Source organism: Catenulispora sp. EB89 (assembly GCF_041261445.1).
Taxonomy (GTDB): domain Bacteria; phylum Actinomycetota; class Actinomycetes; order Streptomycetales; family Catenulisporaceae; genus Catenulispora.
The window spans coordinates 116316-130285 of record NZ_JBGCCU010000014.1 but is presented as its reverse complement, the minus strand read 5'-3'; the positions used below and the strand labels follow the sequence as shown (position 1 = coordinate 130285).

Genomic DNA, 13970 nt, shown 5'->3' with positions numbered 1-13970 from the left:
TCAGCGCCTCGGCTCCACACCCTTGATCTTGTCAAATGCTGGTCACTGCCGGTCAACCGCCGGTCAGGCGGCTATCAGCTGCCGTCACCAGCCCACGGCGACGACCGCGTACTGCGGGTTGGTCACCGAGATGTCAGAGGACTGGCCGGCGTCGTCGTCGTACGGGAAGCCGTACTGCACGCCGTTGATCGCGTTCTGGTGCCAGAACTGTGCGTAGTAGTTGGCCGGCGCGGCCTGGTAGAAGTTCGCCGGGTTCGACTGCTGCGCCGCCGGCAGCTGTGCGACGTGCCGGTTCAGGCCGGCGCACAGCTGGGGGTTGCTCGCCAGGGTGCCGCCGCAGCCGAAGATCTGCGCCGTGCTGTCCGCGGTGTCGCCGTTGGCCGCGGCGTAGCTCTGGAAGTAGTTCGCGTAGGCGCCGCCGGTCTGGAACGCCGGGTCGTTGCCCGGCGACGGGATGCCGTAAGGGGCCTGGTCCGTGGCGAGCTCCTTGAATTCGGTCGGCACCGAGCTCTGGAACCGGGCGAAGGTCGCCGAGCGCGATTCCTGGAAGGTCGCGTAGTTCTCGCCGATCTGCTGCTCGGATCCGTCGTGGGCGTGGAGCTTCAGGGCCAGCTTCAGGCCGAAGCGGTCCACGCGGGTGGTGTCGACGTTGATCGACGCGGTGCCCACGGTGAACTCGATGAAGTCGTAGTACTGGCCGTTCGGGGTCCCCAGGTAGAAGTACATCCGGCCGGCCGAGTTCGCGGGCATGTCGATGTACGGCTGCTGGGCGATGGACTTGGTGGTGCCGTTGAAGCTCCAGAAGACCTGGCTGTCAGGGTACTGACCGTTGGTCTGGTTCACGATCGCGAACTCCAGCACGTTCTGCGCGGTCGGGATCGCGCTGGTGTTGCCCCAGAACGACGGCGGCGGCGCGCCGTTGCCGCCGGAGCTGCCGACGGTCCAGGTAAAGCTGGTGCTGCCGCTCGCGCCGGTGCCGTCGGTCGCGGTGACCGTGACGGTCGAGGTGCCCGTGGCCGTCGGGGTCCCGGTGATCAGACCGGAGGAGCTGATCGACAGTCCGGCCGGCAGGCCGGTCGCGCCGTAGGTCAGGGTCTGGCCGGAAGCCGAGTCAGTGGCCTGGATCTGCAGGTTGACCGCGGTGCTGGCGGCGGTGGACTGGTTGCCCGGGTTGTTCACGGTGACCGTGTTGCCGGTGCTGCCGCCGGTGGTGAACACCGAGAACTCCCACAGCGAGTAGCCGTAGGCGGTGTTGCGGGCGGTGCCGTACATGCGGATGTACCGGCCGGACCCGCTGACGGTCAGGTTCTCGGTCCCGCCGGGCCCGGTCGTGGTCGAGTAGACGGAGGTCCAGGTGGAGCCGTCGTTCGAGGTCTGGATCTGGTAGGCCTTGGCCGAGGCGGTCTCCCAGGCCAGCTGGACGCCGCAGATCGAGCGGGTGCTGCCGAGGTCGACCTGGAGCCACTGCGGGTCCGAGAACTGCGACGACCAGCGGGTGCCGAGGTTGCCGTCGACCGCGTTCGACGCCGGGAGCGTCGCGTTCTCCAGCGAGGAGGCCGTCGCGGGGCGGTTCAGCGCGGCGTCGGTCGTGCCGCAGGTGCCGCCGCCGGCGCCGAAGACCTGGAACTCCCAGATCGAGTAGCCGTAGGCGGTGTTGCGGGCCGTGCCGTACATCCGGATGTACCGGCCGGAGCCGCTGACGTTCAGGGTTTCCGTGCCGCCGGGGCCGGTCGTGGTGGAGTAGATGGAGCTCCAGGTGCTGGCGTCGTTGGAGACCTGGATCTGGTAGGCCTTCGCCGAGGCGGTCTCCCACTGGATCGACACCTGGCAGATGTTCTGAACGCTGCCCAGGTCGACCTGGAGCCACTGCGGGTCAGAGAACTGCGACGACCAGCGGGTGCCGGTGTTCCCGTCGACCGCGTTCGACGCCGGGAGCGTCGCGTTCTCCAGCGAGGACGCCGTCGCCGGCGCGTTCAGCGCGAGATTCGTGGTGCCGCAGGACGCCGCGGCGGCTCGGTGCGCGCCGGCCGTCGTGCCGAACAGGGCGGCGAGCAGCAGGGCGAGCACGACCGCCAGGGCCGTCGCCGGTTTGCCGCGCTGCCGGGTGAGTGGTGCCGGGGATCTCATCGCGACTCCTTCGTGAAATGTGGGGTTGTCCAGAAGGCGCCAAGGCCGTCGGGGAGCCTCTTGCACAAGTGAGGGTTCTGACACAGGCGCGACTCGCGGACGGTCCGGCGGGGATCGGCCGCAAACGTTTCCGGAAGCTGCGATGCACAACATAGAGACTGTGACAGGACCTTGCAAGACTTCGACCGCGGAATGAAAAGTTGCGCAACTTACGGCGGTCGGGCGTCCGACCCGAGACCGCTTCGCGATCACCGGTGGTGGTGATTGTCCGGTTGCCGCCATGCACGCGAGACGGTTCGAATCCGTCATTCGCTCACACTCGATGAGCGGTTCAGGGTCCATCGCTGGACGGCCTATTCCGACGGTTGTAGAAAATCGCCAAGAAGAATTCCGAGCACGGATCGACGCTGGAGGACCGAAGTGCCCGTTGGACGTAAACTGCTGCCCGTGGCCGCGACCGCCGCACTTGGCACCGCCCTGCTCAACTCCCCCGCCGCGGTCGCCGACGGGCCGGCGCCGCCGAGCCCGGTGGCCTGCGACAGCTGCTGGCACCCGGACCTGAACGCGTCGTGGAACTGGGTGCTGAGCCAGGTTCCGACGGCTCCTTACCGCGCCGTCTCGATGTACGACGTGGACGGGTTCAACAATTCCGCGAGCGACGTCAATGCGCTACACGCCGCCGGCATCAAAGCGGTCTGCTACATCTCCGCCGGCAGCTACGAGAACGGCAGACCTGACGCGTCCCGATTCCCCGCTTCCGTGCTGGGAAATGTGATGGACGGCTGGCCGAATGAGAAGTGGCTGGATGTCCGGGAGATTCAGAACTCCGCAAGCGCGCTGCGGCAGATCATGGACGCCCGCCTGGACATGTGCCAGTCGAAGGGCTTCGACATGGTCGAGCTCGACAACGTCGACGGCTACACCAACAACACCGGCTTCCCCCTGACAGCAACCGACCAGCTCTACTACAACGCCACGCTCGCCGACGACACCCACGCCCGCGGCATGAGCGTGCTGCTGAAGAACGACGGCGCGCAGATCCCCGACCTGCTGCCGTACTTCGACGGCGCCCTGGACGAGCAGTGCAACCAGTACAGCCAGTGCACCACCGCGCAGAACGGCGGCTACGGGCTGGACCAGTTCGTCGCGGCGGGTAAGCCGGTGTTCCAGGCCGAGTACAACCTGTCGACTGACGCGTTCTGCGCAGCCGACAATGCCAACGACTTCAACGGTGTGCTGTACGCCCTGAACCTCGACGACAGCGTCTACCAGCCTTGTCGCTGACCCCTGACACTGACCGACGCGGTATGGCGGTCGGCTGTCGGCGACGCGATACGCGCGGCCGGCAGCCTCCGCACCCGGCCCCGGCAGACGACGGCGCCGACCGCAGCCGGTGCGACGCGCGCCTGCGCTGGTGTGCCGTGCGCCGTGCGCCGCGCGCCTTGTGCCGTGCGCCGTGCGCTGGTGTGCCGCGCGCCGTGCGCTGGTGTGCCGCGTGCCGCGTGCCGTGTGCCGTGTGCCGTGCGCCTATGCCATGTGCCTGTCGAACCAGTCGAGCATCGGGGCCGGGCGGCGCTGGAACTCCAGGTAGCCGTCGAACCTGGCCGTGGTGCCCTCGATCCAGGCGAGCTTCTTGTCGGCGACGGGGATGTTGGCGAACATCGTCTGGAGGTCGCCGGGTTCTGTGAGCACGTCCTCGCGCACCTGGTAGAGGAACGTCGGTACACGCACGTTCTTCGCCCAGCTCTGGGCGTCGCGTTCGGCGAACCCGATGCTGGTCCGCAGGATGATCTTCTGCTCGAACTCGTCGATCCGGTCGGCGAGCCCGAGCATGCCGAGGCGGCGTTCCACGATGGTGCGGGCGGTCACCGGCTGCGGCGCGACCAGTGCCCGCACACCGTCGAACGCGTCCGGGAACTGTGTCATGGCCGCGAACGTGGAACTCGCGCCCATGCATCGGCTGAACAGGCCGATCGCCAGGTCGCGGGTCTCGGGGCGGCCGCGGGCGAAGGCGAGCGAGCCGACGACGTCGCGCGCCTCGTAGACGCCGCTGGAGGTGATGCCGCCGTTCGCAGCGCCGCTGTGGCCGTGGTTGCGGAGGTCGTAGGCGAGCACGTGGTAGCCGGCGTCGTGCAGGATCCGGTAGTCGGGGACGAAGTCGACCTCGAACCCGTTGCCGCTGGCGGCCCACTCGCTGTGCCACGGTTCCAGCTGCGTCGGAAGCCCGGAGCGGTTGAAGCCCATCGGATGGTTCGCGATGATCAGCTTGTCCGAGCCCGGGGCTGGGATGTACCAGCCCTCCAGCGGAACGCCGTCGTGGGACGGGAAGCTGACGCGCTCGTAGTCGAGCCCGTGGTCGCCGGGCGCGTGCAGGATCGGCGAGCGACGCTGGAAGCTGAAGCCGTCGGCGAAGCGTTCGAGGATCTGCTCGGGGTCAGACATAGGTCGGTTCCTCGTTATTGGTTCTACTGGGCCCGGATGGCTGGCTTGAGCGTGTCCTGGCACCACTGCCGGAAGCTGGTGGGGCTTGCGGTCAGCGGCGTACGAACTGCCGCGTTGTCGAGCCCTTCGTTCTTGGCGGACAACATGTCCGTCATGGCCTGGGCCATCGCCGGGCTCATGCCGCGCTCAGCGAGGTTCGCGGTGAACGCCTCGAACGGGATCTGCTGATAGCGCACCGGCGTGCCCAGCACCTCGGACATGATCCGGGCCATGTCGTTGGAGGACAGGTCCTCGGGGCCGAGCACCGGTTGTTCGGCCACGCCGGTCCACTCGTCGTCGAGCAGCAGGCGGGCGGCGACCGCGGCGATGTCGCGGGTGGCGACCGAGGGGAGTTCGCGGTCGGCGTCGATCGGTCCGAAGAACGTGCCGCTGTTCTTGATCGGAGCGGCCTGCCAGAGCAGGTTGTCCATGAACGAGGGCATCGTCAGGGCACGGTAGGCGACGCCGCTGCCGGCGATCAGGTCGTCCATCGCCAGGGTCGCGGCGACGTGGCCGGCCTTGGCGGCGACGTCGGTGCCGCGGCCGAGGGCCGAGATGCCGACGACGCGGCGTACGCCGTGGCGTTCGAACGCCTCCACGGCCGGGCGGGCGAAGCCGACGTAGGCCTCTTCGACGCTCACGGCCCGGTCGTCCGGCGGCACCAGCCAGAACACCGCGTCGGCCCGCTGGAACGCGCGGTCGAGCACCGCGGCGTCGCCGTGTGAGCCTTCGACGACTTCGACGCGGCGACGCACCTGCTCCGGCAGCCGGGCCGGGTCGCGGACGATGACGCGCACCGGTTGGGCACCCACGCCGTCGAGGACGTTCGCCAGAACCTGGCGGCCGATCTGACCGGTCGGCGTAGTGATGACGATCATGACTTCTCCTGGCTTCGGTGGTGTGATCTCCACAGTGCGCGCCGGCTGCCGTTCCCGTCCAAGACGTGTTCCTGAAGGCAATGCGTATTGCTTATGACAGCAGTTCAAGCCCATTGGTGTTGGCGAGCTACTGCTATGGTTGAGGGGTGTCTGACATCCCGTACGCCGCCGCGGACGATCTCGGCCTGCGAGCCGTGCGGTTGTTCGTCGCGGTCGCCGAGGCCCGGCACTTCGGCCGCGCGGCAGCCGGGTTGCACGTCTCCCAGCCGTACCTGAGCCAGCAGATCCGCGCCCTGGAGCAGCGCCTCGGCGCGCGCCTGCTCGACCGCAGTCCGCGCGGCACCAGCCTGACCGAGGCCGGCGAGGTGTTCCTGCCGCGAGCCAGGGCGCTGCTGCGCTCTGCTGTTCAGGCCGAGGCGGCGGCGCGCGCGGCGGCCACGCCGAGCCGCATCACCGTCGGGCACACCAGGCACATCGATGTCGAGGCCGCCGTCCGCGAACTGCGCAGGCTGCATCCGGATGCCGAGGTGCACGTCGTGGACCTGAGTTGGAACGAGCCGCGCGAGGCTTTGCTGGAGCGCCGGGTGGACGCGGCAGTGGCGCGCTTTCCGCTGACCACCGACGCGTTGGACGTCACCGTCCTGTATGACGAGCCGCGCGAACTGCTCGTCCCGCTGGACCACCGGCTCGCCGGCAAGGAGTCGGCCGCGCTGTCGGACATCGCTGACGAGCCGCTTCCGAAGCTGCCCGACCCGGCGTGGAACGCCTTCTGGCGGATCGACCCCCGCCCGGACGGCAGCCACGCGCCGGACGGTCCGGCCATCGAAGTCCTCGAAGACAAGCTCGAACTGATCGCCGCCGGGCAGGCCGTCGCCATCGTCGCCGCCGGGTTCCGCGGTATCCGGCCGGACCTCACGACCGTGCCGCTGCCCGACATCGAGCCGAGCCATGTCGTCCTCGCGACGCGGTCCGGCGACCGCGACCGGCTCGTCGAGGCCTTCCGCAAGTGCGCTCGACGGCAGCTGACCGGGCCACCGGCAGACGCCTAGACCGCCCAGACACCTAGACGGTCAGACACCCAGACGCTCAGACACCTGGAGCGCCGCAAGCCGGTCAGGATGCGAAGCCGGCCAGGCCGGTGGCGAGCAGCTGCGCCGCGCGGCGGACCTCGGCGGTGACGGCGGCGCGGACCTGCGCCGGGTTCCGCTGCCCGTCCAGGTGTGCGCAGGAGGAGTTGACCTGGACGCTCCACAGGCCGACCAGTGCCGTCGCGGCGATCTGCGGCTCGGGATCGCTCGGGGCCGACCCGGTCCTCGCGGCCAGCGCCTCGCAGGCCGTGTCGGTCATCCGGGCGAGCATGTCGCGGTGGTGCGCCCGCAGCGCGGGGGTGTCGCGGACCATCGCCTCGAAGCGCTGGACCGCCGCGGCGGCCCACGCCTGGTCGTCCTGGGCTTCGAGCCAGGTGATCAGGTTGTCCAGCTCGCCGGCCAGGATGCGCGCCATGGCCTCGACCGGCGGCGTGCCCGGGTCGGCCAGCCCGGCCCGGAGCGCGCCGAGGAGGTCCGCCGGCAGGTCCAGGACCAGGGACTCCTTGGTCGGGAAGTGGTTGAACACCGTGGTCGGCGACACCCCGCACACCCGGGCGATCTCCACCACCGTCACGGCGTCGAAGCCGCGCTCCAGGAACATCTCGGTGGCGGTGTCGACCAGCCGTTGGCGGGTCGCGCGTTTGCGGCTCTCCCGGCGGCCTCCGGCCGGGCCGGCGGCGGCGCCCGGGGCCCGCAGCGCACTCCAGTCGACCGTGTGGGAGCTCATGGCGTCCCAGGATAGCCAGGTTGCGCGATCATGAGGGCGGGCTAAAGTTGTAGTGACACCAGTTTTGAGGACCCACCCGCGATCACCCGCGATCATCCGCAGCAGATCGGAGCGTTCCATGACGGACCTCGAGCGCAACAAGCAGGTCGTCGTCGACTACTACCAGACCGCGTTCGGCGGGAATCCGCAGAAGGCGATTGCCGACCACTTCGGGCCCCGCTACGTGCAGCACAACCCGGACGCCCAGGACGGCCCGGAGGCCTTCATCGGCTTCGTGACCTGGCTGCGGGGCGAGTACCCGAACCTGCGGCTGGACATCAAGCGCGTGATCGCCGAGGGCGACCTGGTAGCCACGCACTCCCACCTCGACCTGGAGCCCGGCACGGACAACCCCGGGCGCGCGCTGGCGGACTTCTTCCGGCTGGAGGACGGCAAGGTCGTCGAGCACTGGGATGTCATCCAGGACGTGCCCAAGACCGCCGCGAACGACAACGGGATGTTCTGACGGCGGTCGACGCCGACGCCGACGCCGCAGCCCGGACGCCGGCGCAGACCGTGAGGTTGCAGTACCTGGACTCCGCCACGGTGCGCGCGGCGTGGCGGAGTCCAACCTTCGGACGCTACGGCCGGTCGATGTACGGCTTCCCGGTCGAGGCGTCCCGACCGGTACGCAGCTCCACCACCGGGATCCCGGCCGGCACGAATCCGAGCACCTGTCCGTAGAACGAGAGCTCCGCCTCCAGCGACGTGATCTGGTTCTCCGCCTTGCGGAAGCCGTGCTGCTCGCCGGCGAACAGCAGGTAGGCGTACGGGATGCCCTTGTCCGCGAGGGCTGCGGCGAACTTCTCGCTCTGCGAGGGCGGGACGACCGGGTCGTCCTCGCCCTGGAGCAGCAGGATCGGGCAGCTCAGGGTGCTCACTCGGTTCACCGGGGCGCGGTCGGCGTAGATCTGGGCCGCCTCGGGAAGGGGACCGACCATGGAGTCGAGGTAGCGGGACTCGAAGTCGTGGGTGTCCTCGGCGAGGGCGGTCAGGTCCGAGACGCCGAACAGGGATGTGCCGCAGGCGAACACGTCGGTGCCGACCAGGGCGCACAGGGTCGTCCAGCCGCCCGCGCTGCCGCCGCTGATCGCCAGGCGCGCGGGGTCGGCGCGGTCGGTGTCGGCCAGGCCGGTGATGGCGGCGACGCAGTCCTCGACGTCCACCACGCCCCACTGACCGCGCAGGCGGTTGCGGTACTCGCGGCCGTAGCCGGTGGAGCCGCCGTAGTTGACGTCGAGGACGCCGATGCCCCGGCTGGTCAGGTACGCGACGTCGAGGCTGAACTCCATCCTGGACTGCGCGGTGGGCCCGCCGTGGACGTGCACGACGTAGGGCGGCAGTTCGCCCTCGGGCGCCGTGAAGTCCCGGTTGTTCGGCGGGTAGACGTTGGCGTGGACCTCGCGGCCGCCCGGGCCGGTCGACACGACGGCCTCCGGCACCGGCAGGTAGCCGGCGTCCGGCATGTTCGCCGGGTCCACGGACTCCGCGACGATCTCGGCCGCGCCGGCCGCGCCGGCCGCGCCATTCACGCCGTTCGCGATGTCGACGCGCACGATCCGCGACGCGGTGGTCGGACTCGCCGCCCACGCCGCGACCGCGTCTCCGTCGGTCGCCATAGTGCCCCAGGAGGTGTACGGCAGGTCGAGGTCGTTCAGCTCACCGGTCTTCGGGTCGAGCACGCCGAGGGCCAGGCTCCCGAGGCCGTGCGACGCGACGATCCTGCCGTCGCGCAGCACGACGTAGGTGTGCCAGCCCAGGAGCCACGGCGCCGAGCAGAACTCCTCAGCACGCGGACACAGCGCCTGCGGGCCGTCGCCGTCCCCGATGCCCACCCGGTACAGGTTCCACCAGCCGGAACGGTCGGAAATGGCGTACAGCGACGTGTCGTCGATCCATGTCGGCTGCGTGACCGACTCCTCGGCACCGCCGAGCACCGTCACCGGTTCGCCGAGCACTCCCCCGTCGCCGATCTCCGCGACCCGCAGGAAGGTACCGTCCCAGGGCATGTTCGGGTGCTCCCACCCGATCCACGCCAAGCGCCGACCGTCCGGCGAGATCCGGGGCGCGGACAGGAAGTGCGTGTCGGTGCCAAGGACGCGAACATCGCCAGAGCCGGACAAAGGGACCGCAACGAAGGCACGGCTGACCTTGTGGTCGTCCGAATGCGATTCCCGCACGCACCAGATCTCGCGACCGTCGCGCGACAGCGTCAGGTCCCCATAGCGCAGCGCACCAGGCCTCGAAGGCTCCGGCGTCAGCGCGACCGGCTCGGACGCGCCCGGCGCGAGCCGATAGATCCGCTGGTCGGCGAAGTTCGCGAAGATCAACGAGTGTCCGCCGTCGTCGGGGATCGCGATCCAGGACCGGCCGCCGTACTCGTGCACGCGGGTCCGCGCGTACCAAGGCGCGGGAAGCAGCTCCACGCTCCCGCTGCCATCCGCCGCCGAACGCATGACCGTGATCCGGCCGCCCTCGTCGGGCCGGCTCTCGCTCCACCAGACCTCGTCGCCCACCATCGCGGGCCAGCCCAATACCTTCGTGCCGCGGGCCACGTCGGCGGCGCTGATCGGCGATCGCCAGGTCCCATAAGGTGAAGTCGTCGTCATGCCTCAACCATAGGCGGCGCCGGGCATCACCACAGCCCGGACCCGCCCAGCGTCACCGAAGGGCGGCGAACGAGGCTTCCAGGTCCGCCGTCGTCAGGGGGATGGCCCGCAGGCCGTCGTACAGCACCGCGTTCGCCACCGAGCGATGCCGCCCGCGCCCGCTACTGACCCACCCGACCAGCAGTTCCAGCCGCCGGCGTTCCTCACGGAACTTGCGGCCCTTCAGGTGCGCCTGCGCGCGCCCGAGGTGCTCGGCCAGGACGACGTAAGCCAGATCCCTGTCATCAGGATGCTGATCCGATTTGAGGATTCGCACCAGCCGGTCCACGGCCCGCTCCACCGGCCACCGGTCGGCGACACGGATCCGGGTGTGCCCGAAGTAGCCTTCCCGGCGCACGCTGACCTCCAGGATCCCCAGCTCCCGGGCCTCCTCGACGTACCGGTCCAACCGTCCCGGCGCACGGGTCCGCAGGTACTCGGCCAGCGAGTCCGGGGCCGGCCGGCCGCGCCTGGTCTTGTCGAGGAGGTCGGCCAGGACGAGGGCCGGCGCGAGGGCCGGGGGGAAGCGTGGCCGTCCGTCGCGGTCGGGGTCGACGGCGAGCAGGAGGAGGTGCATCCCGTTCTCCACACTCCAAAAATACGGAGCCGCCGCAGGGATGTCAGCCCTCGAAGAAGGATCGGCGCAAGAGTTCATCCGTGGTTACCGACCGCGTCACACGCCGAGGGCCGCCTGATCGGCGGCCGTGCGCCGCTCCTTCGATCGAATATCAAAGACAAGCCATCGCTTGTGTTTCCCAGGAAATCAGCGACAGATGATCACTCTTCGCAGTGCCCCTACTTCTTTCATTGACAACAGAAAAGAACAGTCCTAGGTTTCCGGCCGTGCACACCACTCCCGCCGACGACCTGGTCCTGACCGCGACGCCCGCCGCGTCCCTGGTCTTCACCACCGTGCTCGCCCACGGGCCGATCACCCGGAGCGAGATCGCGCAGCGGGCCGGCCTGTCCGCGGCCGCCGTGACCAAGGCGGTGCGGCCGCTCATGGACGTGGGCTACCTCGTCGAAGACCTCAACGAGGGTGCGCGCTCCGCCCTGGGGCGCCCGGCCAATCCGGTCCGGGTGAACGCGGGGCGGGCGTGGTTCATCGGGGTCAAGGTGACCGCCGACGAGATCATCGCCGTCCTGACCGATCTGCGCTGCCGGGTCCGGGCGGCCCGGCACGTCCGGCTCACGGACCGGGAGCCGGAGGCCGTGCTCCCGGCGATCACCGCGCTGGTCGGGGAGCTGTCCACGGAAGCCGACGGACTGGGTGTGCCGGTACGGGGCCTGGGCATCGCCGTCTCCGGCGACGTGGACCGGGCCGAGGGCGTGGTCCGCTACTCGCCCTTCCTGGAGTGGCGGGACGTCCCGCTCGCCGAGATCGCCGCGTCCGCCACCGGGCTGCCGGTCACGGTCGACAACGACGTCCGGGCGCTCACCGTCGCCGAGCAGTGGTTCGGGGCCGGAGTCGGGCTGTCCGACTTCGCGCTCGTGACCGTCGGCGCCGGCATCGGCTGCGGCCTCGTGGTCCACGGACGCGTGGTGTCGGGCACGCACGGAGTGGCCGGCGAGATCGGCCATCTGCCCATCGAACCGCTCGGCCCGCAGTGCCACTGCGGCAACCACGGGTGCGTCGAAGCCATCGCGGCGGACCCGGCGATCCTGCGCGACGTCCGCGAGGCCTCGGGGGAACCCGTGGCCACGGTGGCCGACGCGCTGGAGATGGCCCGCCGCGGCGACCCCGGGGCCCGTGCGGTCTACGCCCGGGCCGGCGCGGCGATCGGCCGGGCCATCGGCTGCGTCGTCAACCTGTTCGGCCCGGACCGGGTGATCATCTCCGGCGAGGGGCTGGCCGCCTACGACCTGTTCGCCGACGGGATCCGCGAGGCGTTCGTGGCGGCGGCGTTCGGCACCGCGGCCCAGTGCGACCTGATGACCCGGCCGCTGTCGTTCGAGGAGTGGGCGCGCGGCGCCGCGGCGACCTCGATCCAGTCCTTCATCGGTTCGGACACGCAGTAACACGCATCAGGCAATCCAAGGCAGTCCCAGCACCAAAAAACATATCTCCCACCCCACACAGGAGGTTCGACCCATGCGGTCATCCTCGTACCCCCGCCTGCCCAAAATCGCCAGAGCCGCGCTGATCCTGGTCTCCGCGGGCACGGTCGCCGCGGTCGTCCCGGCAGCAGCCGTGCAGGCCGACACCCACAGCTCGGCCGCACGGACAACCGCGACCGCCGCCGCAAGCACCACCGCGACCACCATGGCCGCCACGCCCTACATGGGCTGGTCGAGCTGGAGCATGCAGTCCTCGTCGTATCCGGGGCTGAACACCAACGGCAGCTACAGCTACCTGACCGAGGCCAATGTCCTGAAGCAGACCGACGCCTTGGCGGCCACCCTCAGCGCCTACGGCTACGACTACGTCAACATCGACGCCGGCTGGTGGCGCGACAACACGTGGAAGCCCGAATACGACCAGAACGCCCGGCAGGCCCCGGACCCGGTCCGCTTCCCGAACGGGATGAAGGCGGTCGCAGACCACATCCACGCCAAGGGCCTCAAGGCCGGTATCTACCTCCCGGTCGGCCTGGAGAAGGAAGCCTACGGCGGCGGCACCGTCCCGATCTGGAACGCCCCCGGCTGCACCACGGCCGACATCGTCTATCCGGACCTGCGCACCACCAACGGCTGGGACAGCTCCTACAAGCTGAACTTCGCCAACGCCTGCGCGCAGAAGTACGTCGACTCCCAGGCGCAGATGCTCGCCGACTGGGGCTACGACTTCCTGAAGGTCGACGGCGTCGGGCCCGGCTCGGGCAAGTCCGGCGACAACTACGACAACACCCCGGACGTGGCCGCCTGGAACCAGGCCATCGCCGCCACCGGCCGCCCCATCCACCTGGAGCTCTCCTGGTCGCTCGACCGGGGCACCGCCGCCACCTGGAAGCAGTACTCGAACGGCTGGCGCATCGACACCGACGTCGAGTGCTACTGCAGCACGCTGGTCACCTGGGACAACTCGGTCAAGGCGCGCTGGAACGACGCGCCGGTGTGGAGCGACGTGGCCGCCCCCGGCGGCTGGAACGACCTGGACTCGCTCGACGTCGGCAACGGCACGATGGACGGCCTGACCAACGCCGAGCGGCAGAGCTACGAGACGCTGTGGGCCATCAACAAGTCCCCGCTGTTCACCGGCGACGACCTCACCCAGCTGGACAGCTACGGCCTGTCGCTGCTGACCAACCGCGAGGTCATCGCCGTCGACCAGAGCGCCTCGCCGGTCGCCCGGCCGATCAGCACCATGGGCGACCAGCAGGTCTGGGCCGCCAAGAACGCCGACGGAAGCTACACCGTCGCGCTGTTCAACCTCGCCGCCGCGCCTGAAGCCGTCACCGCCAACTGGGCCGCCCTCGGGTTCCAGGGCAACGCCGCGGTGCACGACCTGTGGAACCACCAGGACCTCGGCAGCTACCGCAACCAGATCACCGAGGCGCTGCCCGCGCACGGCTCGCGCCTGTTCACCGTCCGGCCCGCCGGCAGCCCCGTGACCACCACCGCCTACGAGGCCGAGTCCCCGACCAACACGCTGTCCGGCAGCGCCGCGATCGGCGACTGCTCCGAGTGCTCGGGCGGGAAGAAGGTCGGGAACCTCTACGGCACCGCGAAGCTCCAGTTCAACGGCATCACGGTGAAGAAGGCCGGGATCTACACCATCACCGTCGCCTACGTCGACGGCAGCACCGACCGGACCGCGACCATCTCCTCCAACACCGGCAGCGGCACGAACATCGCCTTCCCGTCCACCGGCGACTGGAACACCGTCCACTCCATCAGCTTCCAGCTGGGACTGAACGCGGGCGCCAACACCATCACCTTCGACAGCAACGGGTGGTACTCCCCCGACATCGACAAGATCGACGTCCCCGCGTCCTCCTGACCCGCCGGCGCGGGGCCGGGACCGGCGACCCGGACCGGCCCC

Annotated in this window: 11 protein-coding genes; 5 read left to right on the top strand and 6 right to left on the bottom strand. The window is 69.8% G+C overall.

Annotated elements, in window-relative coordinates; genetic code table 11:
- Nucleotides 1-84 precede the first annotated feature (84 nt).
- Nucleotides 85-2127: a discoidin domain-containing protein gene (locus tag ABH920_RS27760; protein ID WP_370352089.1), complete on the bottom strand. Its 2043-nt coding sequence runs from the start codon at nucleotides 2125-2127 to the stop codon at nucleotides 85-87.
- Nucleotides 2128-2574: 447 nt separating this feature from the next.
- Between ABH920_RS27760 and ABH920_RS27755 the strand changes: the two genes are divergently transcribed.
- The gene (locus ABH920_RS27755) at nucleotides 2575-3411 is read left to right on the top strand and encodes an endo alpha-1,4 polygalactosaminidase (protein ID WP_370352088.1); all 837 of its coding nucleotides are present in this window, start codon (nucleotides 2575-2577) and stop codon (nucleotides 3409-3411) included.
- 243 nt (nucleotides 3412-3654) lie between these two features.
- On the opposite strand, the gene ABH920_RS27750 is transcribed toward ABH920_RS27755, so the two are convergent.
- Together ABH920_RS27750 and ABH920_RS27745 are read right to left on the bottom strand one after the other, a co-directional pair.
- Entirely contained in the window at nucleotides 3655-4569 is a 915-nt protein-coding gene (locus ABH920_RS27750; RefSeq protein WP_370352087.1) for an alpha/beta hydrolase, read from the bottom strand.
- 23 nt (nucleotides 4570-4592) lie between these two features.
- Nucleotides 4593-5486, bottom strand: a complete 894-nt coding sequence (locus ABH920_RS27745) for an NAD(P)H-binding protein (protein ID WP_370352086.1) — start codon at nucleotides 5484-5486, stop codon at nucleotides 4593-4595.
- 146 nt (nucleotides 5487-5632) lie between these two features.
- Here ABH920_RS27745 and ABH920_RS27740 point away from each other — a divergent pair, with 146 nt between their 5' ends.
- Complete coding sequence (locus tag ABH920_RS27740; protein ID WP_370352085.1) at nucleotides 5633-6535, top strand: LysR family transcriptional regulator; 903 nt, start codon at nucleotides 5633-5635, stop codon at nucleotides 6533-6535.
- Between the two features lie 64 nt (nucleotides 6536-6599).
- On the opposite strand, the gene ABH920_RS27735 is transcribed toward ABH920_RS27740, so the two are convergent.
- A complete protein-coding gene (locus ABH920_RS27735; RefSeq protein WP_370352084.1) occupies nucleotides 6600-7301 on the bottom strand; it encodes a TetR/AcrR family transcriptional regulator in 702 nt (233 codons plus the stop codon).
- 118 nt (nucleotides 7302-7419) lie between these two features.
- Here ABH920_RS27735 and ABH920_RS27730 point away from each other — a divergent pair, with 118 nt between their 5' ends.
- On the top strand, nucleotides 7420-7806 hold the full coding sequence (locus ABH920_RS27730) for a nuclear transport factor 2 family protein (protein WP_370352083.1): 387 nt from the start codon (nucleotides 7420-7422) through the stop codon (nucleotides 7804-7806).
- Between the two features lie 115 nt (nucleotides 7807-7921).
- Here the strand turns inward: ABH920_RS27730 and ABH920_RS27725 are convergent, their stop codons facing one another.
- Both ABH920_RS27725 and ABH920_RS27720 read right to left on the bottom strand, forming a co-directional pair.
- Nucleotides 7922-9949: a prolyl oligopeptidase family serine peptidase gene (locus ABH920_RS27725; protein ID WP_370352082.1), complete on the bottom strand. Its 2028-nt coding sequence runs from the start codon at nucleotides 9947-9949 to the stop codon at nucleotides 7922-7924.
- A 52-nt stretch (nucleotides 9950-10001) separates the two neighbouring features.
- Entirely contained in the window at nucleotides 10002-10565 is a 564-nt protein-coding gene (locus ABH920_RS27720) for a GPP34 family phosphoprotein (protein ID WP_370352081.1), read from the bottom strand.
- A gap of 266 nt (nucleotides 10566-10831) precedes the next feature.
- On the opposite strand from ABH920_RS27720, the gene ABH920_RS27715 reads away from it, so the two are divergent.
- Together ABH920_RS27715 and ABH920_RS27710 are read left to right on the top strand one after the other, a co-directional pair.
- A complete protein-coding gene (locus ABH920_RS27715; protein WP_370352080.1) occupies nucleotides 10832-12007 on the top strand; it encodes an ROK family protein in 1176 nt (391 codons plus the stop codon).
- Nucleotides 12008-12080: 73 nt separating this feature from the next.
- Entirely contained in the window at nucleotides 12081-13928 is a 1848-nt protein-coding gene (locus ABH920_RS27710) for a carbohydrate-binding protein (protein WP_370352079.1), read from the top strand.
- Nucleotides 13929-13970: the final 42 nt, after the last annotated feature.